Source organism: Anianabacter salinae (genome assembly GCF_019061145.1).
GTDB classification, from domain to species: Bacteria; Pseudomonadota; Alphaproteobacteria; order Rhodobacterales; family Rhodobacteraceae; genus Anianibacter; species Anianibacter salinarum.
This window is the reverse complement of record NZ_JAHQZS010000001.1, coordinates 1-26,473: the sequence shown is the minus strand read 5'-3', so window position 1 is coordinate 26,473 and position 26,473 is coordinate 1. Positions and strand designations below refer to the sequence as shown.

The 26,473-nt window shown below is 67.2% G+C and carries 17 protein-coding genes, 1 pseudogene and 1 riboswitch; of the genes and pseudogenes, 7 read left to right on the top strand and 11 right to left on the bottom strand.

From position 1 onward, the window contains the following. Positions 1–29: 29 nt before the first annotated feature. The gene (smc, locus tag KTJ87_RS00090) at positions 30–3,485 is read right to left on the bottom strand and encodes a chromosome segregation protein SMC (RefSeq protein WP_267137032.1); all 3,456 of its coding nucleotides are present in this window, start codon (positions 3,483–3,485) and stop codon (positions 30–32) included. Positions 3,486–3,696: 211 nt separating this feature from the next. Then, positions 3,697–3,915: riboswitch (cobalamin riboswitch) on the top strand. 105 nt (positions 3,916–4,020) lie between these two features. Here smc and KTJ87_RS00085 point away from each other — a divergent pair. From KTJ87_RS00085 to cobN, 4 genes are all read left to right on the top strand, one after another. Further along, positions 4,021–4,665 (top strand): HupE/UreJ family protein, encoded by a 645-nt coding sequence (locus KTJ87_RS00085; protein WP_267137031.1) that lies wholly within the window; start codon positions 4,021–4,023, stop codon positions 4,663–4,665. Between the two features lie 70 nt (positions 4,666–4,735). Further along, complete coding sequence (cobW, locus tag KTJ87_RS00080; RefSeq protein ID WP_267137030.1) at positions 4,736–5,803, top strand: cobalamin biosynthesis protein CobW; 1,068 nt, start codon at positions 4,736–4,738, stop codon at positions 5,801–5,803. Beyond that, entirely contained in the window at positions 5,800–6,255 is a 456-nt protein-coding gene (locus tag KTJ87_RS00075; RefSeq protein WP_267137029.1) for a GNAT family N-acetyltransferase, read from the top strand. Before cobW ends, KTJ87_RS00075 begins: the two co-directional genes overlap by 4 nt. Before the next feature lie 68 nt (positions 6,256–6,323). Next, positions 6,324–10,040 carry a cobaltochelatase subunit CobN gene (cobN, locus tag KTJ87_RS00070; RefSeq protein WP_267137028.1) on the top strand — a complete coding sequence of 1,239 codons (3,717 nt, stop codon included), beginning with the start codon at positions 6,324–6,326 and terminating at the stop codon, positions 10,038–10,040. Here cobN and KTJ87_RS00065 read toward each other — a convergent pair. From KTJ87_RS00065 to KTJ87_RS00020, 10 genes are all read right to left on the bottom strand, one after another. Further along, positions 10,037–10,912 (bottom strand): transglutaminase family protein, encoded by an 876-nt coding sequence (locus tag KTJ87_RS00065; RefSeq protein WP_267137027.1) that lies wholly within the window; start codon positions 10,910–10,912, stop codon positions 10,037–10,039. The genes cobN and KTJ87_RS00065 overlap by 4 nt on opposite strands. Positions 10,913–10,917: 5 nt before the next feature. Then, positions 10,918–13,311 (bottom strand): circularly permuted type 2 ATP-grasp protein, encoded by a 2,394-nt coding sequence (locus KTJ87_RS00060; RefSeq protein ID WP_267137026.1) that lies wholly within the window; start codon positions 13,309–13,311, stop codon positions 10,918–10,920. A 25-nt stretch (positions 13,312–13,336) separates the two neighbouring features. Next, on the bottom strand, positions 13,337–16,774 hold the full coding sequence (locus KTJ87_RS00055) for a transglutaminase family protein (RefSeq protein WP_267137025.1): 3,438 nt from the start codon (positions 16,772–16,774) through the stop codon (positions 13,337–13,339). A gap of 155 nt (positions 16,775–16,929) precedes the next feature. After that, a complete protein-coding gene (locus tag KTJ87_RS00050; RefSeq protein WP_267137024.1) occupies positions 16,930–17,898 on the bottom strand; it encodes a zinc-binding metallopeptidase family protein in 969 nt (322 codons plus the stop codon). Positions 17,899–17,945: 47 nt separating this feature from the next. Beyond that, entirely contained in the window at positions 17,946–18,350 is a 405-nt protein-coding gene (locus tag KTJ87_RS00045) for a Na+/H+ antiporter subunit G (protein WP_267137023.1), read from the bottom strand. A gap of 9 nt (positions 18,351–18,359) precedes the next feature. Then, entirely contained in the window at positions 18,360–18,629 is a 270-nt protein-coding gene (locus KTJ87_RS00040; RefSeq protein ID WP_267137022.1) for a K+/H+ antiporter subunit F, read from the bottom strand. Further along, on the bottom strand, positions 18,626–19,117 hold the full coding sequence (locus KTJ87_RS00035) for a Na+/H+ antiporter subunit E (protein ID WP_267137021.1): 492 nt from the start codon (positions 19,115–19,117) through the stop codon (positions 18,626–18,628). The genes KTJ87_RS00040 and KTJ87_RS00035 overlap by 4 nt, the downstream gene beginning before the upstream one ends. Then, positions 19,117–20,670, bottom strand: coding sequence for a monovalent cation/H+ antiporter subunit D (locus tag KTJ87_RS00030; protein WP_267137020.1), 1,554 nt, complete (start codon positions 20,668–20,670; stop codon positions 19,117–19,119). Before KTJ87_RS00030 ends, KTJ87_RS00035 begins: the two co-directional genes overlap by 1 nt. After that, positions 20,667–21,098 carry a Na+/H+ antiporter subunit C gene (locus KTJ87_RS00025; RefSeq protein WP_267137019.1) on the bottom strand — a complete coding sequence of 144 codons (432 nt, stop codon included), beginning with the start codon at positions 21,096–21,098 and terminating at the stop codon, positions 20,667–20,669. The genes KTJ87_RS00030 and KTJ87_RS00025 overlap by 4 nt, the downstream gene beginning before the upstream one ends. Before the next feature lies 1 nt (position 21,099). Next, entirely contained in the window at positions 21,100–23,967 is a 2,868-nt protein-coding gene (locus KTJ87_RS00020; RefSeq protein WP_267137018.1) for a monovalent cation/H+ antiporter subunit A, read from the bottom strand. A 399-nt stretch (positions 23,968–24,366) separates the two neighbouring features. On the opposite strand from KTJ87_RS00020, the gene KTJ87_RS00015 reads away from it, so the two are divergent. The 3 genes and pseudogenes from KTJ87_RS00015 to KTJ87_RS00005 all read left to right on the top strand — a co-directional run. Continuing rightward, positions 24,367–24,642, top strand: coding sequence for a DUF6916 family protein (locus KTJ87_RS00015; RefSeq protein ID WP_267137017.1), 276 nt, complete (start codon positions 24,367–24,369; stop codon positions 24,640–24,642). Between the two features lie 387 nt (positions 24,643–25,029). Then, positions 25,030–25,551, top strand: coding sequence for an invasion associated locus B family protein (locus tag KTJ87_RS00010; RefSeq protein WP_267137016.1), 522 nt, complete (start codon positions 25,030–25,032; stop codon positions 25,549–25,551). Between the two features lie 328 nt (positions 25,552–25,879). After that, positions 25,880–26,385, top strand: a pseudogene (locus KTJ87_RS00005) (transposase); the annotation flags it as partial. Positions 26,386–26,473: the final 88 nt, after the last annotated feature.

Genomic DNA, 26,473 nt, shown 5'->3' with positions numbered 1-26,473 from the left:
GGGCCTGCCCATTGGGGCGGGCCCCTTTTTCATGCGACCATCGCCTCGGCCTTCTTGAGGTCCACCGACACAAGCTGGCTGACCCCCTGCTCGGCCATCGTCACCCCGAACAGCCGGTCCATCCGCGCCATCGTCACCGCGTGGTGGGTGATGATCAGGAACCGTGTTTCGGTGCGGCGCGTCATCTCGTCCAGCAGATCGCAGAACCGCGTCACGTTGGCGTCGTCCAGCGGCGCGTCCACCTCGTCGAGCACGCAGATCGGGGCGGGGTTCGCAAGGAACACCGCAAAGATCAGCGCCAGCGCCGTCAGCGTCTGTTCGCCCCCCGACAGCAGCGACATCGTCGACAGCTTTTTGCCCGGCGGCTGCGCCATGATTTCAAGCCCGGCCTCCAGCGGATCGTCCGATTCCACCAGCACCAGCTTGGCCTCGCCGCCCCCGAACAGGTGGGTGAACAAGGTTGCGAAGCTGGCGTTCACCTCCTCGAAGGCGGTCAGCAGACGCTCGCGCCCTTCGCGGTTCAGCCCGGCGATGCCTGACCGCAGCTTGGCGATGGCACTTTCAAGGTCGGCCTTCTCGGTGACGAGGGTGTCGTGTTCCTCTTGCACCTCTTTCGCGTCTTCCTCGGCGCGCAGGTTCACCGCGCCCAGCGCATCGCGCTGGCGGCGCAGGCGCAGCACGTCCGCCTCGATCCGGTCGGCGGGTGGCATCCCGGTAGGGTCTATGTCCAACTTGTCCAGCAGCGTTTCCGGCGTCAGTTCCAGCTCTTCCCCGATCCGGGTCGCGGCGGCCTCGACCGCTTCGCGCGCAGCTTCGGCGCGGGCCTCGGCGGCAGCGCGGGCTTCGCGGGCGCCGCTGGCGGTCCGCTCGGCGTCGCGCTCGGCGGTGACGGCATCGCGCAGCGCCCGCTCGGCCCCGGCAAGCGCGTCGTCCGACGCGGCGCGCCGCGCCTCGGCCCGCGTCAGCTCGGCGGTCAGCTTTTCCCGGTCGGCGGCGATGCGGCCCGGCACCTGCCGCGCCTCTGCCAACTCGGCCTCGCTGGCTTGCAGCCTCACGTCGAACTCGGCGATCCGGCCCCCTGCCATATCAAGCCGTGACTGCCACCCGGCAATGTCCTTGGCGACCTGCTCGGCACGGCGCAGGCGCGCCTCGCCCGCCCGCTTCAACTCGTCATGGGCCGAGCGTCTGGCGACCGTCTCTGCGCGCGCAGCATCAACCTCGCCGCGCATCGCCTGCACCGCGCGGCGGCTGTCCTCAAGATCGGCCAGATCCGCGCGCGCGGCTTCGGCGGCGGCCAGATCGGTGTGGGCGGCGGCAGCAGCCTCTTCATGACGCGTGACGGCAAGACCCAGCGATTCCAGCTTTCCGGCGGTGATGTTGCGGTCCGCTTCCAGCCTCGAAAGGCGGCGACTGGCCTCGACCACCTGCGCATCGGCGGCGCGGCGCGCCTCACGCGCGCGGCGGTCCGCCTCGGTCAGGTCCTGCAACCGCTTTGTGAGCGAGTCGTGCGCGGACCGGGCGCCATCGGCGCGGGCGGTCGTCGCCTCCAGCTCCTGCTTCAGCTCCTCCAGCCGGTTGATCTGCTGCAGGCGCAGGGCAGCGGCGGTGGGCGCATCCTCGGCGGCGGCGCGATAGCCGTCCCAGCGCCACAGATCGCCCTCGCGGCTGACGAGGCGCTGCCCCGGCAACAGCAACGGCTGAAGCCGCGCGCCATCGCCCGCGTCGACAAGGCCGACCTGCGTGATCCGGCGGAGCAGAGCATCCGGCACGTCCGCCACCGACGCCAGCGGCCGTGCGTCATCGGGCAGCGGCTGGGGATCATCGTAGGGACGCAATTGCGCCCAGCCGGACCGGCCCGCCCCTTCGATCACCGGCGCACGCAGATCGTCGGCCAGCGCAGCACCAATGGCCTTTTCATAGCCCGGCGCGACGGACAGAAGGTCAAGCACCTGTCCGCCCTGCCCGGTGTCGCGGTCCACCAGCTTGCGCAGCGCGCCGACCTCGGCCCGAAGCGCGCCCAACTCTCCTTCTGCCGCAGACCGCGCCGCGCGCGCTTCGGCTTCGCGGGTCTGCACCTCGGCGCGGGCGGCATCGCTGTCGATCAGGATCGCCTCGGCATCGGCGGCGCGGGTCTGCGCATCGGCCTGCTGCACACCGGCCGCTTCGAATTCGGCCTCGGCCCGGTCCAGCGCATCGCGGGCGGCCTGCATCGCGGACTGCGCGCGCGCCGCCTCGGCCTCGGACGAGGTGAGGGTCTTGCGGTGGTCGGTTACCAGCCGTTCCGCCGACTGGTGCCGCGCCGAAAGCCGCGCCGCATCCTCGGTCAGATCGGACAGCCGCGCCTCAAGATCGCGCAACGCGGCGGCCGCCTGCGATGCTGCATCTGCCGCATCGGCAAGCGCGGCGTCATGCCCGTCGCCCGCCTGCGCCAGGTCCGCCGCCTCTGCCCGAAGCCGTGCGATGCTGTCGCCCGCATCGCGGTTCAGCGCTTCCTCGCGGTCGCGGTCCCGAGTCAGTTGTTCGATCCGCGCCGTCAGCGCCTTGACGGCCTCGCCCGCGCGGCGGTCCTCGTCGGCAAGCTGGTCGCGCTGCACGACAAGCCGCTGCAGCACCGCGCCCGCGATCGCCGCCTCTTCGCGCAGCGGCGGCAAAGCGTCTTCTGCGGACTGGCGCGCGGCCCCGGCGGCAACGGCCTCGCGTTCTGCCTCGGCGGCGGCGCGCACCGCTTCGGTCAGGCGCTGCGCCGCCTCGGCGCGCGCGGTTTCCGCCTCGCGCCAGCGGCGATACAGAAGCAGGCCCTCGGCCTGGCGCAGGTCCGTCCCGATGGCACGATAGCGCGCGGCCTGCCTCGCCTGACGTTCAAGCTGTTGCAGTTGCTGCGCAAGCTGATCGACCACGTCATCGACCCGCAAGAGGTTCGCCTCGGCCCCCTTCAGCTTCAGCTCCGCTTCGTGCCGCCGCTGGTAAAGGCCAGAGATGCCCGCAGCTTCTTCCAGAATGCGCCGCCGCGACTTGGGCTTTGCGTTGATCAACTCGCTGATCTGCCCCTGCCGCACCAGCGCGGGTGAATGCGCGCCGGTCGAGGCATCGGCGAACAGCATCTGCACATCGCGCGCGCGCACATCCTTGGAGTTCAGCTTGTAGGCCGACCCGGCGTCGCGGGTGATCCGCCGCGTGATCTCGAGGTGATCGCTGTCGTTGAACCCTGCAGGCGCAAGCCGGTCCGAATTGTCGAGATGCAGCACGACCTCGGCGAAATTGCGGGCGGCGCGGCGCCCCGATCCGGCGAAGATCACGTCTTCCATACCGTCGCCGCGCATCGCCTTGGCGCGGTTCTCACCCATCACCCAGCGCAGGGCTTCCAGAAGGTTGGACTTGCCGCAGCCGTTCGGCCCCACAACCCCGGTCAGCCCGTCGGCGATGACAAGGTCGGTTGGGTCGACAAAGCTTTTGAAGCCGTTGAGGCGAAGTTTCTGAAAGCGCAAGGCGGCGAGACTCGGGTTATGGGCGATTCCGTAGGATTGCCGGATTGTCCGGGTGCAGCCGCCATGAGTCAATCGCGCGCCGCATGATCTGGTGGCAGGATGCGGCTTTTCCACAATATATCGCCGACGGCTACGCCAAGAGGAACGCCGCTTGCGCCGCGCCTGCCCGTGAATAGGTCGCAAATCGCCTTGACCCGAGGCACCGCCCCGGCGCAAATGGGCGGGCATGGTGCCCCGTCACCCCGGCCAAGCCGGAAGGGGCCAAATGGGAATACGGTGATGGTGACCCACGTCGGGACCAGAAGCCGAAGCCGCCCCCGCGACTGTAAGCGGTGAGCGCCTTGTCAAGTTGCCACTGGGACAGTCCCGGGAAGGCGGCAAGGCGCCACGACCCGCGAGCCAGGAGACCAGCCATGCGACGGATCGAAAGATTCGGCCTGACCAGCGGACGGGGTGTTCCGCGAAGGGTGCCAGCACGACGGCCCACCTTCGACGCGACCCCCCTTTCACCAACGAGAACCGAAAGGGGACAGACATGAAGAAACTTATCACTCTCGCGGCAATCCTCGCGGCCACGCCCGCGCTTGCCCACCACCCGCTTGGCGGGCTACCGATGGAAACCTTCGCGCAAGGCGTGATGTCGGGCGTCGGCCATCCGGTCCTCGGCTTCGATCACCTGTTCTTCGTCGCCCTCGCCGGTGTCGCGGCGATGCTTGCAGGTCTGCGGCTTGCGGGCCCCGGCGCCTATGTCGGCGCGATGCTTGTCGGCTGCGCGGCAACCTATGCCGGTCTGGCCCTGCCCGCCGTCGAGGTCGTGATCGCGCTGTCGCTTCTGGCGCTCGGCCTTGTCGTCGCCTCGGGCAAGCTGCCGGGAACCCCGGTGCTTCTGGCGATCTTTGCGGGCTTCGGCCTGTTCCACGGCGCGGCCTTCGCGGGCTCGATCGTCGGGCAGGAAGGCGGCGTCGGCTCTGGTGTGCTGACCGGCTACCTGATCGGCCTTGGCGCGGTCCAGTATGCCGTCGCGCTGGGTGCCGGATACGCTGCCGAAAAGCTTCTGGGCGCAACTGCCCCGCAAGCCACGGGCGCCCGCCTTGTCGGCGCGATGGTCGCCGGTATTGGCCTTTTCCTGACGCTGGAAGCCGCCGAAGGTCCGCTGCTGGCCGCCGCCTTCGGGGTCTGATCCTACCGCTTGACTTACCGTGCGGCGGCCCGCCCCGGGCCGCCGCACATTCGTTTGAAGGACGCACACCATGCCCGCCAAGATCCCCGCCACCGTCGTCACCGGCTTTCTCGGCGCCGGAAAGACCACGCTGATCCGCCACATGCTGCAGAACGCGAATGGCCTTCGCATCGCGCTTATCATCAACGAGTTCGGCGATCTCGGCGTCGATGGCGAGATCCTCAAGGGCTGCGGAATAGAGACCTGCACCGACGACGACGTGATGGAGCTGTCGAACGGCTGCATCTGCTGCACCGTCGCGGATGACTTCGTGCCGACGCTGCAAAAGCTGCTCGACCGGCCCAATCCGCCCGACCACATCGTGATCGAAACCTCTGGCCTTGCCCTGCCGCAGCCGCTTGTGCGCGCCTTTTCCTGGCCCGAGATTTCCACCCGCGTCACCGTCGACGGCGTGGTGACCGTGGTGGACGGCAAGGCGGTATCCGAAGGGCGCTTTGCCCACAACGTCGCCGCCGTCGATGCTCAGCGCAAGATGGACGAGAACCTCGACCACGAGACGCCGCTGTCCGAACTCTTCGAGGACCAGATCGCCTGCGCCGACATGATCGTCGTCAACAAATCCGACCTCCTGGACGCGGAAGAGGCCGAGGCGCTGACCGCCCGCCTGACCGGCGAGGCGCGAAAGGGCGTGCAGGTGATCCGCGCGTCCCACGGCGCGCTGCCGGTCGATGTCCTCTTGGGCCGCGGGGCCGCCGCCGAGGATGACATGGACAGCCGCCACGAGGTGCACCATCACCACCATCACGACGACGATGATGGTGACGATCACGACCATGAGCACGAGCATGGCCATGACGAATTCGAAAGCTTCGTCGTCACCCGCCCCGAGATCACCGACCCCGCCGCCTTCGCCGAGATGGTCGCGGACGTGATCCGCAGACATGACATCCTGCGCCTCAAGGGCTTCGCCGCCGTCGCGGGCAAACCGATGCGCCTGACGCTGCAAGCCGTCGGCCCCCGGATCGAGACCTATTTCGACCGCCCCCTCACCGCGAACGAGCCGCGCGAGACCCGGCTTGTCGTGATTGGCCAGGCGGGCCTTGACCGCGCGGCGATCGAGACCGCGCTGTCGGCATGACGCTCACCGTCGGCCCCGGCGATCCGCGCGACCCGCAAGCGACGGCGCTTCTGCGGGACAGCCATGCGCTGATGCAGCGGCTGTTCGCACCGGAGGAAAACCATTTCCTGTCGCTCGACGCGCTGGCCGGGCCCGACATCCGGTTCTTCACCGCGCGGCTGGGCGACACGATCGTCGGCACGGGCGCGCTGGCGCTTCGGGACGGCTATGGCGAGGTAAAGTCGATGTTCGTCGCGGACGTCGCGCGTGGCAAGGGCGCCGCCGCCGCCCTTCTCGGTGCCATCGAGGCCGAGGCGCGCGCGCTTGGCCTGCCGCTCCTTCGGCTGGAAACCGGCGACAAACTGGACTCCGCGCACCGGCTTTACGCCCGCCACGGCTTTGCCCCGCGCGGCCCCTTCGGCGACTACACCGCGAATGCCACCAGCCTGTTCATGGAAAAGCCCCTGACCTGATCCGCGCGCCCCGTTTCTTCTTTGTCCAAATACGCTCCCCCCGTGACCCAAGCCCGGACCCTTGACTGATGCACCTTCTTGCCGCCACGCCCGGTGCCATCGACGATGGCGAGCCCGTGGATCTGGGCCAGACCCCCGCCGACGTGGTGATCCTGTCCGCCGCCGACACCGAGCTTGCCGCGCTGTCCGAGGCGCGGGCGGCGATGGACACCCCCCCGACCTTGCGCCTTGCCAGCCTGTCGCACCTACGCCATCCGATGTCCGTCGATCTGCATCTTGACCAGTGCGCATCGAAGTCCCGCCTCGTGATCGCCCGCGTTCTGGGCGGCACCGGCTACTGGCGCTACGGGGTCGAGCAGTATCACGCGCATCTGCGCGCCGCCGGTGTTCCGGTCGCCTTCCTGCCCGGCGACGACAAGGAAGACCCCGACCTGCGCGCGCTCTCGACGGTGCCGGGCGGCGATTACGACGCGCTCTGGTCCTATTTCGTCGAAGGCGGGCCAGAGAACGCGACGAACCTTCTGGCCTACACCCGCCACATGCTGGGAATGGGGGAACGCCCGCCCGCGGCGCGCCCGCTGCTGCGCGCAGGGGTCTACTGGCCGGGCGCGGGCGTGTCCGACCTTGCAACCGCGCGTGCCGCCTGGACGGACGGGGCGCCCGTGGTGCCGATCGTCTTCTACCGCGCCCTGGTCGAAGGCGCGGGGCTGGCGCCGATCAACCGGCTGGTGAAGGCGCTGCTGCGGCAGGGGTTGAACCCGCTGCCGGTCTTCGTCGCCTCGCTGAAGGACCCGGTCAGCGCCGCGACGCTGGATCACCTGTTCCGCGCCGCACCGCCGCAAGTGATCCTGAACGCCACCGCCTTTGCCGTCGGCTCGCCGCATGACGGCGACACCGGCCCCGCGAACCCGCTTGCAGCATCTTCGGCCAATGCCGCCCCGGTGTTCCAGGTGATCCTGTCGGGCGGCTCGGAAGAGGCGTGGCAGACCAGCGCCGCCGGTCTGTCCGCCCGCGACATCGCGATGAACGTGGCCCTGCCCGAAGTCGACGGCCGCATCCTGTCGCGCGCCATCAGCTTCAAGGGCGAGGCGTATTTTGACGATGCCACCGAATGCCCGATCGCCGCCTACCGGGCGCGCGGCGACCGCATCGATTTCGTCGCGCGGCTGGCCGCCAACTGGGCGCGGCTGCGGGCTACCCCGGCTGCGGCGCGCAAGGTCGCGCTGGTGCTGGCGAATTACCCCAACAAGGACGGACGGCTGGCCAACGGCGTCGGTCTCGACACCCCCGCCGCAACCGCCCATGTGCTGTCCAGCCTCGCGGCGGCGGGCTACGGTATCGAGGGCGCACCCGAGGGCAGCGCCGATCTGATGGCACGGGTCACCGCAGGACCGACCAACTGGCTGACCGACCGCGCCGACCGGCAGGGCGGAGAGACGCTGCCGCTGGACGCCTATCTCGACGCCTACAAGGCGCTTCCCTACGCCCTGCGCCAGCGCATCGAAGACCGCTGGGGCGCGCCCGAGACCGATCCCTTCTTCGACGGGCAGGGCTTCAAGCTGTCGGTCCACCGCTTCGGCCATGCCGTCGTTGGCCTGCAACCCGCGCGTGGCTACAACATCGACCCGACCGAGACGTATCACTCTCCCGACCTTGTGCCGCCGCACAACTATCTCGCCTTCTACATCTGGCTGCGCGACCACTGGGGCGCACAGGCCATCGTGCACATGGGCAAGCACGGCAACCTCGAATGGCTGCCCGGAAAGGCCGTGGCGCTGTCCGAGGATTGCCTGCCCGAGGCGGTTCTGGGCCCGATGCCGCATCTCTACCCGTTCATCGTCAATGATCCGGGCGAAGGCACGCAGGCCAAGCGCCGCGCGCAAGCCGTCATCGTCGATCACCTGACCCCGCCGCTGACCCGCGCGGAAACCTACGGGCCGCTGCGCGATCTCGAGGCGCTGGTGGACGAGTATTTCGAAGCGGCGGGCGTCGATCCCCGCCGCATCGCGCACCTGCGACGCGAGATCCTGTCTTTGACCGCTACGACCGGCCTCGACCTCGACGTGGGCATGACCGGCGGCGACGAGGACACCGATCTGGCGCGGCTCGACGCTTACCTCTGCGAGTTGAAAGAGGCGCAGATCCGCGACGGACTGCACATCTTCGGGCGATCGCCGAGCGGCGTGCAGGAGCGTGACCTCGCCATCGCGCTGGCCCGTGCGCCGCGAGGAGACGGCAAGGGCGGCAATGCCTCGCTTCTGCGCGCGATGGCGACGGACCTCGCGCTGGCGATAGACCCCCTCGATTGCGACATGGCCGCGCCCTCGCCTACCAAGCCGGGCAGTCTTGCCAACCTCACAACGGACCCGTGGCGCAGCAACGGCGATACCGTCGAGCGCCTCGAACTCCTCGCGCAAGCGCTCCTGCGGGACGGCGGGAGGGGCGAGGCGAGCGCGAGCGAGCGAGCGCCTTCGGTCGGCCCCGCGACCGCCGCCGTGCTGCAAGACATCGAAACCCGCCTCCGCCCCGCCATCGCCGCCTGCGGCGCGGCCGAGATCAACGGCCTTCTGACCGGTCTGGACGGGCGCGCCATTGCCCCCGGCCCCTCGGGCGCACCCACGCGCGGGCGGCCTGATGTGCTGCCCACGGGGCGCAACTTCTACTCGGTCGACAGCCGCGCGGTGCCCACACCGACCGCCTGGGCGCTGGGCTGGAAATCCGCGAGCCTTCTCATCGACAAGCACCTGCAGACCCACGGCGACTGGCCGCGCACGATGCTCTTGACCGCATGGGGCACCGCCAACATGCGCACCGGCGGCGACGACATCGCGCAGGCGCTGGCGCTGATGGGCGTCAAGCCGCAGTGGGATGCCGCGAACCGGCGTGTCACCGGATTCGAGGTGCTGCCTGCCTCGGTCCTTGGCCGTCCGCGTGTCGATGTGACCCTGCGCGTGTCAGGGTTCTTCCGCGACGCGTTTCCGCAGCAGATCGCACTTGTCGATGCCGCCGCGCGCGCCGTCATGGCGCTGGACGAGCCGCCCGACCAGAACCCCGCCGCCGCGCGGGCACGCACCGAGGGCGAAGAGGGCCAGTTCCGTGTCTTCGGCTCGAAACCCGGGGCTTACGGCGCGGGGCTTCAGGCCCTGATCGACGAACGCATCTGGAACGACACCGCCGATCTGGCGAACGCCTATCTCGAATGGGGCGGCTACGCTTACGGCAAGGACGCCGAGGGCGTGCGCGCCCGCGCCGCGTTCGAGACCCGGCTGGGCCAGACCGAGGCCATCGTCCAGAACCAGGACAACCGCGAACATGACCTTCTGGATTCCGACGACTACTACCAGTTCGAGGGTGGTGCGGCAGCGGCGGTGAAGCACCTGCAAGGCACCGACCGCCCGATCTACCACAACGACCATTCCCGGCCCGAGCGCCCGGTCATCCGCACGCTGGAAGACGAGATCGGCCGCGTGGTGCGGTCGCGCGTGGTGAACCCCAAGTGGATCGAAGGCGTCAAGCGCCATGGCTACAAGGGTGCCTTCGAGATCGCGGCGACGGTGGATTACCTGTTCGCCTTTGCCGCCACCACTGGCGCGGTGCGCAACCACCACTTCGACCTGGTGCACGCCGCCTATCTGGAGGACGACGCAACGCGGGACTTTATCGAGGATGTGAACCCGGCCGCGCTGCGCGAGATCGCCGAGCGGCTGAACGAAGCGATCGAGCGGGGTCTGTGGACGCCGCGATCGAACAGCGCGCGCAGCCTGCTGGCGCGGCTCGCCCCCTAACCGCGCACCGAAACGTCGACGCGCTGCACGCTGTCCTGCCGCCCGGCACCGCGCAACGCGCCGCGCACCGGGGCGATGTCGTCGTAGTCGCGGCCATAGCCGATCACGATGTGATCCGTCCCCACATGGCAATCATTGGTCGGGTCGATCTCGATCCAGCCTGCATCGCCGCCGACCCAGGCACGCACCCAGGCGTGCATCGCGTCCGCGCCCTCCAGCCGGGGCTGTCCTGGCGGCGGCACGGTCCGTAGGAACCCCGAGACATAGCCCGCGGGAATGCCGATGCTGCGCAGGCACCCGATCAGGATATGCGCGAAGTCCTGACAGACGCCTTCACGCCGCGCGAACGACTCGGCGGCGGGCGTGTCAACATGGGTCGCACCGGCAGCAAAGCGCATCTCTCCATGCAGCCGCGCGGCGATGGCAAGCACCGCCTCCAGTGCGGTCATGCCGGGGCGAAGTGCGGCGCGCGCGAATGCTGTCATCCCAGCATCCCGGGGCACCCGCCGCGAGGGCGCAAGACAGTGCTGCGGCGCGTCTGGTGACAGGCTGCGCAGCGCCGCGATGCTGTCGGCCAACCTGTCCAGCCGAGCAGAGACATCCGGCGGCGGCACCGCAGTCCGAAGCGCGGAGAACCGCAAATCGAGGGACAGTTCCGCCACCGGCATGTCCCACGCCAGCGCCGTCACATGGTTGCCGAAAAAGTCCCGAAACATGCGCCGTTCCGTCGGCGCGGGGTCAAGCACCAGCCGCAGGTCGCGGACCGCCTGCACGCCCGGGACGTCCAGCGGTTCGACCCGCACCAGCGCCTGACCCTGCGCCGTCGGCAGGCTGTAGCGATAGTCGATCCGCAGCGAGACGTCATAGTCCATTTCCGTCACCGCAAATAGGCCCCGGTGATCGCATCCGAGATCGCCGCCAGGTCAGAGCGCAGGCGCGTCAGCGCGTCGGATCCCAGCGTCTCGGGCTGCGCGACTTCCAGCGCGCTGCGCAGCGGCAGGATCGCGCGCAGGACGGGGCCGGGCCTGCCTGCCTCGGCGGCGTTCGGCAGGGCGGCGGCCAGATCGTGCAGCGCCTCGACCTGGAACAGCAGCGACCGGGGATTTCCGGCATCCAGCGCCAAAAGCTCCATCACGCTCGCCTCGGACGCGTGCAGCGCATAGCGGCGCCGGTGCGCCATCGCGCCGTCCCCGACCTCGAGCGCGATATCCAGCATCCCCGCCTGACCGCCCGGAACAGCGAAGCGCGACAAGGCATGCGCCAGCATGTCGGCGCGTTCCAGCGCCCGCCCCAGCGACAGGAACCGCCACCCCGAAAAGCGGTACATGGTATCGGTCACGATCCCCGACACGCCGGATGTCTTGCGCAAAAGGACGCTCATCGCACGGGCGGCATCGTCGCCGGGCCCGATGCGCGGCGCCAGATCATGCGCCGTGCGGACCAGATCGTCGATGGCAACCCAGCCATCCACCGAGAACCTGTCGCGCACCCTCTCGGCGCAATCGCGCGCACGGTCGAGAACCGCAATGACATGCGCCGGCAGCGGCTTGTCGGCGGGAACGCCAAGGGCGTCGAGCGCAAGGGTCATCGCGTCCAGCAGCGGATCGCCCGAGGCAGCGGTGGTGGCGATGCGCAGATGAAGCGCGCGCAGCAGGCGCACCGTATCCTCGAACCGGCTGACATAGCGGCCCAGCCAGAACAGGTTGTCGGCTGCGCGGGTCGGCAGGGCGGCGTATTCCGCGCGCCTGCGCGGCGCCGCGCCGACACTTTGCGGCTCGCCCCCGGGCGCAGAGGGCGGCGTGACCGGCCTCTGCGATACGACCAGCACGTCCGCGACCGCGCCGCCGCTTTGCATCGACAGCGCGGTTGCGTCGCCGGGCGGGCCGACACGGGCATAGCCGCCCTGCATGAACCGCCAACCGTCCGCCGTGCGCGCGGCAAAGACCCGCACCGTCATCGGGCAGGGCACCAGCCGCCCAGCCGCGCCGTCCCCGATCCAGCGCGGCGTCGTGGACAGCGTCACCGCCTCTTGTCCGACATGGCCCCGCCCCGGTGCGTCATCTCCCGGCGCGCCCGCGTCATTGGCCTGACCGAACGGCAGGTCCGTCGCCAGCGCCGGGCCGACGACCATGCGGCGCCTGTTGGCCTGCACGAAGGCGCGTTCTTCGGCACCGCCGCACCACCATGTCGCAAGGTTCGGCAAGGCAAGCGGTGCGCCTGTCAGAACCCGCGCGATCCGGGGCAGGAACGCCATCATCGCCCTCGCCTCCAGCACGCCTGAGCCCAGCGCATTGACCAGCGCGAGGTTGCCTGCGCGCACGGCCTGCATCAGCCCCGGCACACCGATGCGCGAGGTCGGATCGCATTCCAGCGGGTCGGCAAACTCGGAATCGATCCGCCGCCAGAGAAGACCCAAGGGCACTGGCCCCTCGATGGTGCGCAGCTTGGCCTCTGCGTCCTCGACGATCACGTCCTCGCCTTCCAGCAGAGGCATCCCAAGGTAGCGGGCGATGTAGAAATGCTCGAAGAAAGCGTCGTTGGCGCGGCCCGGCGTCAGAAGGCCGATGTCGCGCGCCACGCCGCCGGGCGCTTGTGCGAGGCGCCCCAGGCTTTCGCGGAACGTCTCGAAGAAACCGGACAGCCGGTGCGTGTAGGATCGCGGATAGGGTTCGGGAAAGATCCGCCGCGTCGCCATCCGGTTTTCCAGCGCAAAGCCCGCGCCGGACGGCGCCTGCGTGCGGTCGCCCAGCACCAGCCAGTTGCCATCGGGCGACCGCCCGACCTCGAAGGCCAGGAAATGCAGGTAGTGCCCGCCGACCGGCCGGACCCCGACCATCGGACGCAGCCAGTGCGGATTGCCCGCGACAAGCTCTGCCGGAAGATGCCCGTCCGCGACCAGCGTGCCGGGCCCGTAGAGATCGGCCATCACCGCCTCGAGCAGATCGGCGCGCTGCGCCAGCCCGTCGCAGATCGTGGACCATTCGCCTTCGTCGAGGATCACCGGAACATGGCTGAGCGGCCATTGCCGTGCATCAAGCGGATCGCCCGAATAACGCCTGAAATAGACCCCGGCATCGCGCAGGTACTGATCGCCGCGCTCGAAGCGCTGGCGCACCTCGTCCGGCGAGAACCCGGTGAACATCGACAGGAACGGCTGCCACGCGGGGCGCATCCGCCCGGCGGCGTCGAACACCTCGTCCGCGGCGCCGGAGCCGGGGGAATACCCCGACAGGTAGGGATGCGCGGCAAAGGCCGTCCCGTCGTCGTTCACCGCGTCCTCCCTGATGCGACTTGGGCTATCCAAGCCCGGCGGGACGGCGAAGGTCCAGTGTCAACGGAAACTCCGCGTGCGGATATTCCGGATCAGGGCGGTAGGGCGCGGGCGAATGGCCGTGCGGCTCGAACCGGGCAAGCCTGCGCGCCTCGGCCTCGTAGCCGTTGACCGGAAAGGTGTCATAGCTGCGCCCGCCGGGATGCGCGACGTGATAGGTGCAGCCCGCCAGCGCGCGGCCCGTCCAGTCGTCGTAGATGTCGAACACCAGCGGCGCGTTGACCGGCAGCGTCGGATGCAGCGCCTCGTGTGGCTGCCATGCCTTGAACCGGACGCCTGCCACGGACAGGCCCGACGCCTCTGTCCGCTGCAACGGCACCGGGCGGCGATTGCACATCACCCGGTAGCGATCCTGATGCAGCGTGGTCATCTTGACCTGCAAGCGCTCGACCGAGCTGTCGGTGTAACGCACGGTGCCGCCAATCGCGCCGGTCTCGCCCAGCACATGCCACGGCTCCAGCGCCTGCCGGATCTCCAGATGAACGCCCTCGCTCTCGATCTGCCCGCAGAACGGAAAGCGGAATTCAGACTGCGCCTCGAACCACTTGGGATCGAGGTCATAGCCGTGCCGCCGCAGGTCGGACAGCAGGCTGACGAAATCCTCCCACAGGAAATGCGGCAGCATGAACCGGTCGTGCAGCACCGTGCCCCAGCGCACCGGGCGCCCCTCGACCGGCGCTTCCCAGCACCGTGCGATGATGGCCCGCATCAAAAGCTGTTGGGCCAGCGACATGCGCGGGTCCGGCGGCATCTCGAAGCCGCGGAATTCCACCAGTCCAAGCCGCCCAGTCGGCCCGTCGGGCGAGAACAGCTTGTCGATGCAGATCTCGGCGCGGTGGGTGTTTCCGGTCACGTCTGTCATCATGTTGCGCAACAGGCGGTCGACCAGCCACGGCGGCGGCGCAGCGCCCTGCCCCGGCGGCTGGATCTGCGCCAACGCGATTTCCAGCTCATACAGCGTGTCGTGCCGCGCCTCGTCGATGCGCGGGGCCTGTGAGGTCGGGCCGATGAACAGGCCCGAGAACAGGTAGCTGAGCGACGGATGACGCTGCCAGATCAGGATCAGCGACTTGAGCAGATCGGGCCGCCGCAGGAATGGCGAGTCGGACGGAGTCGCGCCGCCGACGACGACATGGTTGCCGCCCCCGGTGCCGGTGTGGCGCCCGTCGATCATGAACTTGTCCGCGCCCAGCCGCGCCTTGCGTGCCTCGTCATAGATCGCCTCGGTCGTGGCGACGCAGTCCTCCCAGCTGTGCGCGGGGTGGATGTTCACCTCGATCACGCCGGGATCGGGCGCGACGCGCACGACGTTCAGGCGCGGATCGTCGGGCGGCGCGTAACCTTCGATGTGGATCGGCAGGCCCAGCGCCTCGGCCGTTTCCTCGGCGGCGGCCAGAAGCTCCAGGTAATCCTCCAGCGCGTCGCAGGGCGGCATGAACAGGCACAAACGCCCGTCGCGCGGCTCGATCGCGATGGCGGTGCGCACCGCGCCCAGCGCCGGGTCGGCGCTGACGCTTTCGTCCTGTGGCACCACGCCCTGCCGTTCCACGTCGTCCTGCTGGCCAAGGGTCGCACGCTGGGTATGGCCGGGCGAGACATCGGGCATCAGCCTGTCGCGCTGCTCGGCTTCCTCGTCCGCCAGCGTGGCAAGCTCGTCCTGGATGTCCTTGCGCAAGGCGGCAAGGCGTTCGTGGTAGTCGGGCAGCGGCGCCAGCGGCCCGGTCAGGTCGGCGGGGTAGGAGTAGGGATATTTCGTCGGCGGGATATGCGGCAGCGCGCCAAGCGGCAGGCGAAACCCGACAGGGCTGTCGCCGGGCACCAGGAACAGCTTGCCGCGCCGGGGCTTCCACATCTCGGACCGCCATCGCGGCGCGTCAGGGCGGGCCTGCCAGCGCTGGATCGGCAGGATATAGCCTGCCGCCTCGTCCAGCCCGCGCCCGAACACCCGCGCATAGCGTGCGCGGTCCTCGGGGTTCTTCAGATTGGATTCTTCTGGCGTCACGTTCGCCGGCAGGTTCGCCTCTTTCAGGATCCATTCCGCCGGGTCCTCGTAGGCGGGCTGGGCGTTCTGCGCCGGGATGCCAAGCGTCTCGGCGAAATGTTCCATGAAGCGGCCTGCCGCTGCGGCATCGGCCCCCGTTTCTTGCGTCTCTTGTGCGACGAGATCGGGGTTCTTCCACACCGGTTGCCCGTCGCGGCGCCAATACAGCGAGAAAGTCCAGCGCGGCAGGCTTTCGCCGGGATACCACTTGCCCTGACCGTAGTGCAGGAACCCGCCGGGCGCGAAGCGGGTGCGCAGGCTGCGGATCAGCGTGTCGGCAAAGCCGCGTTTCTGCGGGCCGACGGCCTCGGTGTTCCATTCCTCGGACTCGAAATCGTCAATCGACACGAAGGTCGGCTCGCCGCCCATGGTCAGGCGCACATCACCCTCTGCCAGCCGCGCGTCGACATGCTGACCAAGGGCGTTGAGCCGGGTCCAGTCCTCATCCGAGAACGGCTTGGTGATGCGCGGATGCTCGGCGACGCGGTCGACGCGCATGTCGAAGGCGAATGTGACCTCGGGCGTGCCGGCCGAAGCGAACCCGCCCGAGATCGGCGCGGCGCTGCGGAAATGCGGCGTCGCGGCCAGCGGAATATGGCTTTCACCGGTCAGAAGGCCCGATGTCGGATCGAACCCGACCCAGCCCGCGCCGGGCAGATACACCTCGCACCAGGCATGCAGGTCGGTGAAGTCGCGGTCGGTGCCCGAGGGACCATCCAGCGCCTCGACATCGGGTTTCAGCTGGATCAGGTAGCCCGACACGAACCGCGCGGCGAACCCCAGATGCCGCAGCACCTGCACCAGAAGCCAGCTTGAATCGCGGCACGACCCCGACGCGGCGCCCAGCGTATCCTCGGGCGTCTGCACGCCAGGCTCCATGCGGATGGTATAGTCGACCACCTGCGAGATGCGGCGGTTGAGGCCGACGAGGAAATCGACGGTGTGATCCTCGCTCCGGTCGAGCGTGTCGAGAAACGATTGCAGGCGCGGACCCGCAGGCTCGGGCACCCGGTAGATCGAAAGCTCATGTTCCAGATCGGCGGGATAGCCAAAGGGCCAGTGCTGCGCGCTGTCGTCCACGAAAAAATCGAACGGGTTGTAGACGGTCATGTCGGCGACAAGATCGACCTCGATCTTCAACTCGCGCACCGGTTCGGGAAACACGAAGCGCGCCAGCCAGTTGCCGAACGGGTCTTGCTGGTGGTTCACGAAATGCCCGCCCGGCGACACTTTCAGCGAATGCGAGATCACGCGGGTGCGCGAATGCGGCGCAGGGCGCAGGCGAATGATCTGCGGCCCAAGGCTGACGGGGCGGTCATAGGAATAATGCGTCAGGTGATAGATGCTTGCGTGGATCGCCATGGCTCATTCCGTTCAAGGACCGCGACCACTTTGACGATCGCCATGACGACAGCAATGCACGGGTCCGGGCGCCTTGCGCAAGGCGCGTGCAGCAGGACGGCGGGCATTGGTGGCGCAAAGGAAATGGGCGCGCCGCCGGAAATTCGGGCAGATCACTAGTGCCCGGTCGGCCCGCTGCGCAGGGCGGCATGGGCGAACGCCAGCTTGTCGCGCACGCCCTGGGTCAGAACGAAAGGATACAGGTCCGGCAGATCGAGCGCGCGGTTGACGTGGTTCACCGCCAAAGCCACCTCGACCGCCCGGTCCAGAAGCGCGCCTGTCTCTTGTGCCTCATAGGCGCCGGGGCCTTGTTCAGGTCGGCTTGGCAGCGACAACCCAACCGCCAGCGCGCTGTCCAGCAGATCGACCAGATGCAGCAGGTGCGCGACGGTCTCGGCCCAGTCCTCGTGCGGGTGGGCGGTGGCATAGGTGCTGATGTGATGCGCGCCGGGATCGAGGGGCGCGCCGTGGTGGAGGCGAAGCGCGGCGGCATAGTCGGCCCTCTCGTCCCCGAACAGGGCGCGAAAGCCGTTCAGGAACGACCAATCCTCGGCCAGCCGCAGGAACAGGAAATGCGCGATCTCGTGGCGCAAATGTCCCAGCATCGTGCGATACAGCTCGCCCAGCTGCTCCTGCCGGGCCATGCGCACCGTATCGCTGGCCTCGGACACGTTGATGGTGATGACGCCGTCCGCGTGGCCCATCGTCACCGGCGCCGGGCCTTGCGCCGTCTGCTCGGACAGAAAGCGGAAGCGTGGCAGGCGGCCCTGATCCGAGGCCGAGAACCAGCCCCAGCGGGCGAGGTTCGCCAGCATCCATCGCTTTGCACGCTCTGACGTCGCCCAGTTGTCAAGGTTCGGCGGCGCGTCGAGGTCCGGCACCGTCTCGCTCATCGCGCAGGACCGGCAGAGCGGGCCGCCCGCCGCCACCCAGTTGCAGTCAATCCGGGTCCGGTTGGCGCAGGCAAGCGCGCCCGCCACCATCACCTGCCGGTCGGGATCGAAAGCAATCGCAGTGCCGCAGGGGCAAAAGGTGTTCGGGAAATAGACCTGCCCGGCGCAGGACGGACAGCGAAAGATCTGCATGCTCGTCCTTTCCTCCGGCGCCTCGGCCGGACGCATGACGCCAAGGCTCAATTGCCTTGGGCGGTGTCTTTCGCGGTGTCCTTGGTCGGCGCGGGGTCCATCTCTGGCGGCTCGTCGAACAGCGACCAGCCGAAATCGCGCTGCGTCGGCGGCAGCTCGTTCCGGTCCACCCGCATCCGGATATGCGTCTGCGCCATGAAATGCGCGGTGATCGGCGCCGTCAGGAACAGGAACAGGGTAATCATCACCTCGTGAAAGGAGAACGACTCCTCGACCAGCGCGAGATACAGCATCGACGCGACCAGAACGCCGCCAACGCCGACCGTGGTGGCCTTGGTCGGCGCGTGCAGCCGCTGCATCGTGTCACGCAGCTTTATCAGGCCAAAGCTGCCGACCAGCCCGAACAGGCCGCTGACGACCAGAAAGAAGGATATGACGATTTCTACGATCATGGCCGCCCCCTATTCGATAATGTCGCCGCGCAGGATGAACCGGCAATAGGCCACCGTCGACACGAAGCCGACCATCGCCACCAGCATCGAGGCTTCGAAGTAGACCGCCGTGCCCTGCCAGATGCCATATAGCACGATCAGGGCGATGACGTTGATTACCATCGTGTCGAGCGCAAGGATGCGGTCCGCCCGGCCCGGCCCGCGCGCGAGCCGCCACAGGTTCATCAGCAGGCCCAGCCCGTAACAGCCGAACGCGAAGAAGATGGCGTAGGTGATCATGGGAAAATCTCCTTCAACCGCCGCTCGTAGCGGGTCTTGATGTCGTTGCGCACCGCGACCGGGTCATCGGTGTGCAGGCAATGCACGAGGATCGAGGTGCCGCAGGACGACAGCATCGCGGACACCGTGCCCGGTGTCATCGTGATCGTCCCGGCCAGCACGGTGATCGCCTCGGGCGAGCGCAACTCGAGCGGGACGGTGACCCATTCCGATTTCAGGTCCTTCTGCCGCTTGAACACGATGATCAGCGCGACCTGGATGTTGGCCACTATGATGTCCCACACCACGACGACGATGTATTCGACGATCATGAGAGGCGCACGCATGCGCGGGCGTCCGGGCCAGTAGGCTGCGGTGATGAGAGGCACGACGATGCCAAGCACCCCGCCGAGGACCACTTGCCCGACCGTTACGGTGTTCACCAGCGCCAGCCAGATCAGCGCCAAAAGGATCGACAGAAGCGGGTGGGGGAATAGCCGTCTCAACATCACTCTGCCTCCCCGTCGCGCGCAAGCACGGATGACACGTAGCCCGCCGTATCATGCAGTTGCGCGGATGTGTCCTGCAGGTACGACGTGACCGGCCCGGCGAACACGGTCAGCGCCGCCAGAAGCGCCAGCGCCATCATCGTCGGCGCGATGGCCAACGCGGATGCGGGGCTTGGCGGGTCCACGGGCGCGGCGCCCTGTTCCGCTTCGTGTGCTGCCTCGGGCGGCGGGGCGGCGGTGGATTTCCAGAACAGAACGCTGCCCGCCCGCGCAAAGCCAAGGATCGTTATGAGCGATCCGATCAGGATCGCGGTCCAGCCGATGACGATGACATCCGGCCCGCGCAGCGCGTCCAGCACCAGCAACTTGCCCAAGAAGCCAGACAGAGGCGGCATCCCGGCCATCGCGATGGCTGCGGCAAAGAACAACGCGGCGAACAACCCGTTCTGTACGGTGGGACGCTGCACACCCAGCCCGTCGCCCCCCCGCCGCGAGACCACGAGATCGGCAAGAAGGAACAGCGCCGCCGCCGAAAAGGTCGAATGGATCAGGTAATACAGCGCGGTTTCAGTGCCATAGGGCGTAAACACCGACACCGCCAGCAGCAGCGTCCCCATCGACCCGATCACCGAATAGGACAGCAGCGGCATCAACCGCCGCGCGCCCAGAACGCCGAACGCCCCGACGGCGATGGTCAGCACCGCCGCAGGAAACAGCCAGTCGCCGATCATCGACCCCGTCGCCGCATTGTCCGGACCGAACACCATCGTGTGCATCCGGATGATCGAATAGGCGCCGACCTTGGTCATGATCGCGAACAGCGCCGCGACGGGTGCGGGCGCGTTGGAATAGGTCGCAGGCAGCCAGAAATGCAGCGGCACCAGCGCCGCCTTGACGCCAAAGACCACCAGCAGCAGCATCGCCGCCACCCGGATCAGCGCCTGATCGCCGGGGGCGCTGTCCTGCACCTTCACCACCAGATCGGCGATGTTCAGCGTTCCCGTCACGGCATAGAGCGTGCCCAGCGCGAACAGGAACAGCGTGGAGCCTGCAAGGTTCATCACCACGTATTGCACGCCCGCCTTGAGCCGCACCTTGCCGCCCGCGTGGATCATCAGGCCATAGGACGCGATCAGCAGCACCTCGAAGAAGACGAACAGGTTGAAGGCGTCGCCGGTCAGGAAAGCGCCGCAGATCCCCATGAGCTGGAACTGGAACAGCGCGTGGAAATGCCGCCCGCGCGCGTCCCAGCCAGTGGCGATGGCGTGCCACAGCACGATCAGCGCCAGCAGCGCCGTCAGCAGCACCATGAGCGCCGACAGGCGGTCGAGCACCAGGACGATCCCGAAGGGCGCAGGCCAGTTGCCAAGATAGTAGACGTGCGTTTCGCCGCCCGCCGCCATGACCGTCAGGCCGATGGCGATGGCGGCCAGCGCGACCGTCCCCGCCGCGGACGCAGCGCGGGCAACCACGATGTCGTGGCGCATGACGAAGGCGATCAGCGGCGCAAGCAGCGCCGGAAGGATCACGGGCGCGACAATCCAGTGATTCATGCGCCGCTCTCCTTGGGCTCGATCTCGATGGTCAGGTGAGCCGCGTCTTCTGCGCCGTCCGTCACCTCGGCCTCGCCGTCCGGCAGCGTATCGGGGCCGTCCATGTCGATCCGGTCGTCCCCGGCCTCGAGGTAGGCGCCGAGCGAGAACATCACCAGCACCGCCGTCATGCCGAAGCTGATGACGATGGCCGTCAGGACCAGCGCCTGCGGCAGCGGATCGGTGTAGCCGGAATAATCCCCCGCCTCGTATCCGGTGAGGATCGGCGCGGCGTTGATCGCCAGACGCCCGGTCGAGAACAGGAACACGTTGACCGCGTAGGACAGCATGGCCATCCCCAGGATCACGGCAAAGGCCCGAAGCCGCAGGATCAGGTAGACCCCCCCGGCGGTCAGCGCGCCGACAGCGGTTGCGACAAGTATTTCCATGTCAGCGGCGCTCCCTTGTGGTGGCGGCCGCGACGGCGTTGCTTGGATCGTATTCCATCGGTTCCTTGTTCACCGTCTCGCCTGCATGGCGAGCCAGCCGCGACAGGCCGAAGAGCATCAGCATCACCGCCCCCAGCACGCAGAGAAAGACGCCAAGGTCGAACAGCATCGCAGTCGCCAGTTCGAATTCCTCGATCGGCGGAAACTCGAAATAGCCGAAGGACGAGGTCAGGAACGGCCGACCTGCGAACCACGACCCCACCCCGGTCAGCCCGGCGATCACGACGCCAAAGCCGATGAGGGCGTGATACTCGAGCCTCTGGCGGCGCGTGGTCCAGGCAAAGCCGCTGGCCATGTATTGCATCAGCAGCGCGATCGAGAAGACGAGCCCGGCGACAAATCCGCCCCCCGGCTGGTTGTGCCCGCGCAGGAAGATGAAGATGCCGACCATCATCGCGATCGGCAACATCACGCGCGTGGCGACCACCATCATCAGCGGGTGCCGGTCCTTGGACCGGTCGAGCGTATAGTCGGCATTGCGCAGGCGCCGCCCGGCAGGCCCGGCCAGCAGCGATTCCATCAGCGCAAAGATGGCCAGACCCGCAATCCCCAGGACGATGATCTCGCCGTAGGTGTCGTAGCCCCGGAAATCCACGAGGATGACGTTGACGACGTTGGTTCCGCCGCCGCCGCTTTTCGAGTTGGCGAGGTGGAAATCCGAAATGCTGTTGAAGTCGCGAGTCATGAAGGCATAGGCCAGCCCGGCCACGGCCACGCCCGCCGCGATGGCGATGGCCGCGTCGCCGAAACGGCGCCCGCCGCTGCTTTCGACCGGGGTTTCCTTGGGCAGGAAGTGCAGCGCCAGCAGCAGCAGAAGGATCGTCACCGTCTCGACCGAGATCTGCGTCAGCGCGAGATCCGGCGCCGACAGGAACACGAAGCCGAGCGAAATCATCAGCCCGATCACACCGATCAGCACCAGCGCGCGAAACCGCGAGCGGTGATGAACGACGACCAGAACCGTCGCCACCACCAAGAGCAGCCAGCCCAGCGGCGCCACCGGCGGAATCGGCGTCAGCGCCCGCGTCTGCTGGCCCATCTCGCCGCCAAGGAAGGCGGCGACGCCCACGACCAGCGTGGCCACGACGAAGACCGCCAGATAGCGGCTGATCGCGCCGTGATGTAGCCAGCCGGTGATGCCGCGCATCCAGCCCACCACACCGGCGATCAAACCGTCGAATATCGTCTTGGCCTCAGGGCGCGGCGCGGCGATCCACAGCCGGTCAAGATACCGGTGCAGCCCCAGCAGGATCACCCCGCCGACGATGGCCGCGATGGACATCAGAAGCGCGGTGTTCACCCCGTGCCATATCTTGAAGTAGAAACTCAGCTCCTCGCCCGTCACCGCCTCGGCGGCCATGCGCACCACCGGCTGCGCCAAGAACGGCGCGACGCCGATCAGCACGACGAAGACGCACAGGAACGCGGGCGCGGCCCACAGCCCGAACGGCGGGTCATGCGGCTTGGCCGGATAGTCGTCGCGCACGGGGCCGCCGAAGACGTGGAAGATGAAGCGCAGCGAATAGGCGACCGAGAACAGCGAGCCGAGCGTCGCCAGCGCGCCGACGATCCAGGGGTTCTGGTACCAGGTCACATGCGCCGCCTCGTGCAGCATCAGCTCTTTGGACAGGAACCCGTTGAACAGCGGAATGCCCGCCATCGACAGCGCCGCGACGGTGCCGATCGTCGCGGTGATCGGCATCAGCCGCGCCAGCCCGCCCAGCCGCTTGATGTCCCTCGTATGCGCCTCGTGGTCGACGATCCCGGCGGTCATAAACAGCGCGGCCTTGAACGTCAGGTGGTTGATGATGTGGAACACCGCCGCAATCGCGGCCTCCGGCGTGCCAAAGCCCAAGAGCATGGTCAGCAGGCCCAGATGTGACACCGTCGAGAAGGCCAGGAGCGCCTTCAGATCATCCTTGAACAGCGCGATCACGGCGCCGAGCACCATGGTTACCAGTCCGACGGTCGCCACGATGTAGAACCACATGTCCGTCCCCGCCAGCGCGGGCCACATCCGCGCCATCAGGAACACGCCGGCCTTCACCATCGTCGCAGAATGCAGATAGGCCGACACCGGCGTCGGCGCCGCCATCGCGTGCGGAAGCCAGAAATGGAACGGGAACTGTGCCGACTTGGTGAAGGCGCCCAGCAGGATCAGGATCAGCGCCGGGGCATACCAGTCCGACGCGCGGATCTGGTCGCCCGCCGCCAGGATGTCGGTCAGGTTGTAGCTTCCGACGACATTGCCGAGGATCAGCATCCCGCCGATCATCGCAAGACCGCCAGCGCCCGTCACCGTCAACGCCATGCGCGCGCCCTGGCGGCCCTCGGGCAAGTGCTTCCAGTAGCCGATCAACAGGAAGGACGAAAGCGATGTCAGTTCCCAGAAGATCAGCAGAAGAAGGATATTGTCGCTCAGGACGATGCCCAGCATCGCGCCCTGAAACAGCAGAAGGTAGGTGTAGAACTGCCCCATCGGGTCTTCGCCCGACAGGTAATACCGCGCATAGAGCGTGATCAGAAGGCCGACGCCCAGGATCATCCCCGCGAACAAAAGCCCCAGCCCGTCAAGGAAGAACGACGCCGAAAGGCCAAGCTGCGGCAGCCAGACGATCTCGGCCCGGTAGACCGTGCCGTCCATCACGCCGGGCGCAAGCGTGCCCAGCATGACAAGGGCCAGAACCGTCGGGATCGCAGTGAAGCTTGCGCAGGCCGTGCGCCCCGCCCGGATCATCACGCCCGGAACAAGGGCCCCCAGGAAGGGCAGGATGGCGATGATCGGTAGCAGGCTGCTGTCAGAAAACATGCGCGTCTCCGCAAGGTCGGGGATCACGGGTTTGTTGGAAATTCCGCGGCGGAATGCAACGCGAAACCGGCCTTTGCGGACCTTCTGGCGCAAGCGTGAAAGGATCAGCGAAGCCTGGGCCGTTCGGAATGCGATCGTTTGTCATGACGGTGCCGGTCCCCCCTTGGGCCGGACTTGTCGATGCAAGCCCTGTGCCAGCCTTCCATAAGGGTGCCAAAGCCCGGCGGGACAATGGGCTGAGTGCCTCGCCTGCGTGCGACCACTTGGCGCGGCACACCGCATTGTCGACATCAGAAAGATGCGTTCGCGGACCATGAGCACACTTTCTGCGCGAGTGGCGTTGACGCGCGGCTTCGCGTGTTCGCTTGTTTCTGACGCATGGACCTATTGGACAGCGTCATGAAACACAGCGATTCTGCGGATCTTCAGGGGGATGCCTTCACCCTGGCTCACCCGGGTGGAGAGATGACGGTCGATCTTGTCGAGATCAATCAGAATAGACGCGGGGAAAGAGAGAGCAGCGCCTTTTCATTGATCTGTGAGGCTGCGGCGGTGCCGCTTCTTCCGCAAAGCATCTACGCGCTCAGTCACCCGGCCCTCGGAACCTTCGAGAAATTCATCGTTCCGGTGGCACAATTCGGTGACAGCGTGCAGTACGAGGCGCTCTTTACCTGAACCTTCATTGTGTCCCGCCATTCGAGCAGATCGTAGACGCCCTTGTCGGCGATGATCTTGAAACCGAGCCTTTGGTAAAGCGTTCTGGCCGGGTTTGTGGTGGTGTCCCTGAGGGTCGCACCACCATTTTCAAGAGCCAAAAAGAACTCCCCCCCCGGCAACCTGCAAGATTTTGCGGCGGCGACTTCAGAAAACAACCTGCGGAAAGAAGTTCTTGCAACATCACCGACCGCGTCAGGGGAACGCGATAAATCTACTGCCGATCGTGACTCCTTACGAATTCACGGGCGGTCATGAGTTTTATTGACCTCACGAGAGCTTATCAGTTACGCAACTTGGGTACCCGGTAGGCGACCATTTCTTCTCGACACTGATCTGGAGCACTTCATGCCCTGCAAGCTACAACCCTGGTTTGTACGCACCTCGGCCATGCTGATCCTGTCAGCTGGCGGCGCCATGGCGCAGGATGCCGAGGCTCCCGCACAAGAGACCAGTCAGGCCAACAGCAGTGGTTGGGGCGTGCAGTGCAACAACGTCGCCGAAGACGAGCTGCGTTGCGCGGCGACGATGACCATCACCTCCGCCGAGAACAACCAGGCGATCCTGAGCATTTCGTTGCAGGAGGCTCCGGCAGACGCCAGCCCGACCTTGATCGTTCAATTGCCCTTTGGCCTCGACCTGCCTCGCGGGATCGACCTTGTCGTGGATGATGGCGCCTCGTGGACGTTCGAGATCAGTACATGCCTTCAAACCGGCTGCTTCGTCGTGAACGAAGCAGAACAGGAAATGATCGACGCCATGATCGGCGGCGGCACGCTTGGCGTCGCCATGCGAGCCAGCAACGGCGCGGAAACCCGGATGAACGTGACGCTCTCCGGCTTCTCCCGCGCCTTCGAGCGCCTCGAATAGGCCAGCAAGCCGGTTCACGTAGCGCCAGTCAGCATCCGGCCTGAAACTTCGGAGGCGATGATCTGTGGTCGGGCGCAGCTGAGGCCAGACTCGGTAGGCGTCGCAGTGCGTCCACGGCGGGTCCAAGCGCAAACGCCGCCCCGAAGGGCGCCCTAAGCGTTTGATAAAGCTGAGGAATTTGGTTGCGGGGGCCCGCATTGGCCTGGACCGAACCGAAACCAAACTTCGGCCTTGAGCCAACAATTACGCCCATGGCATGGTAATCCCCCCCGATCTTAGGGGTATGCGGACGTAGAATTTTCTCGGCATGATGTCTGAGGAGATTCCGATGAAGAAGACACGTTTTACCGAGGCCCAGATCATGGGTATCCTGCGGCAGATGGAGAACGGCGCGCCGGTTTCCGAGCTTTGCCGCGAACACGGCATGAGCAGCGCCACGGTCTACAAGTGGCGCGCCAAGTATGGCGGCATGGACGCCAGCTTGATCAGCGAGATGAAGTCGATGGCCGAGGAGAACCGCCGACTGAAGCGCATGTATGCCGATGTCAGCATGCAGAACGATCTGCTGAAGGAAGCTCTCGGAAAAAAATGATACGGCCAGCTCAGCGCCGCGAGCTGGCCGTGAAAGCGGTGGCGATGAAGGGTACCAGCATCGCGCTGGCCTGCCGCGCATTCGGCATCAGCGAGACATGCTACAGATACAGCCCGATGCTGGACGAGGAGAACGAGCAGATCGCCGACCTGCTCATCGGGCTGACCAATGCCAGGAAGACGTGGGGCTTTGGCCTGTGTTTCCTGGACTTGCCCGGATTTCGTGGAGAGCGTTTAGCTCACTTCGCGCGCCCTTCGCTCGAAGGCGATGGGGCTCTGGAAGCCGAGCGATGAATGCCGCCTGACGGGATTATAGAACCCGTCGATGTAT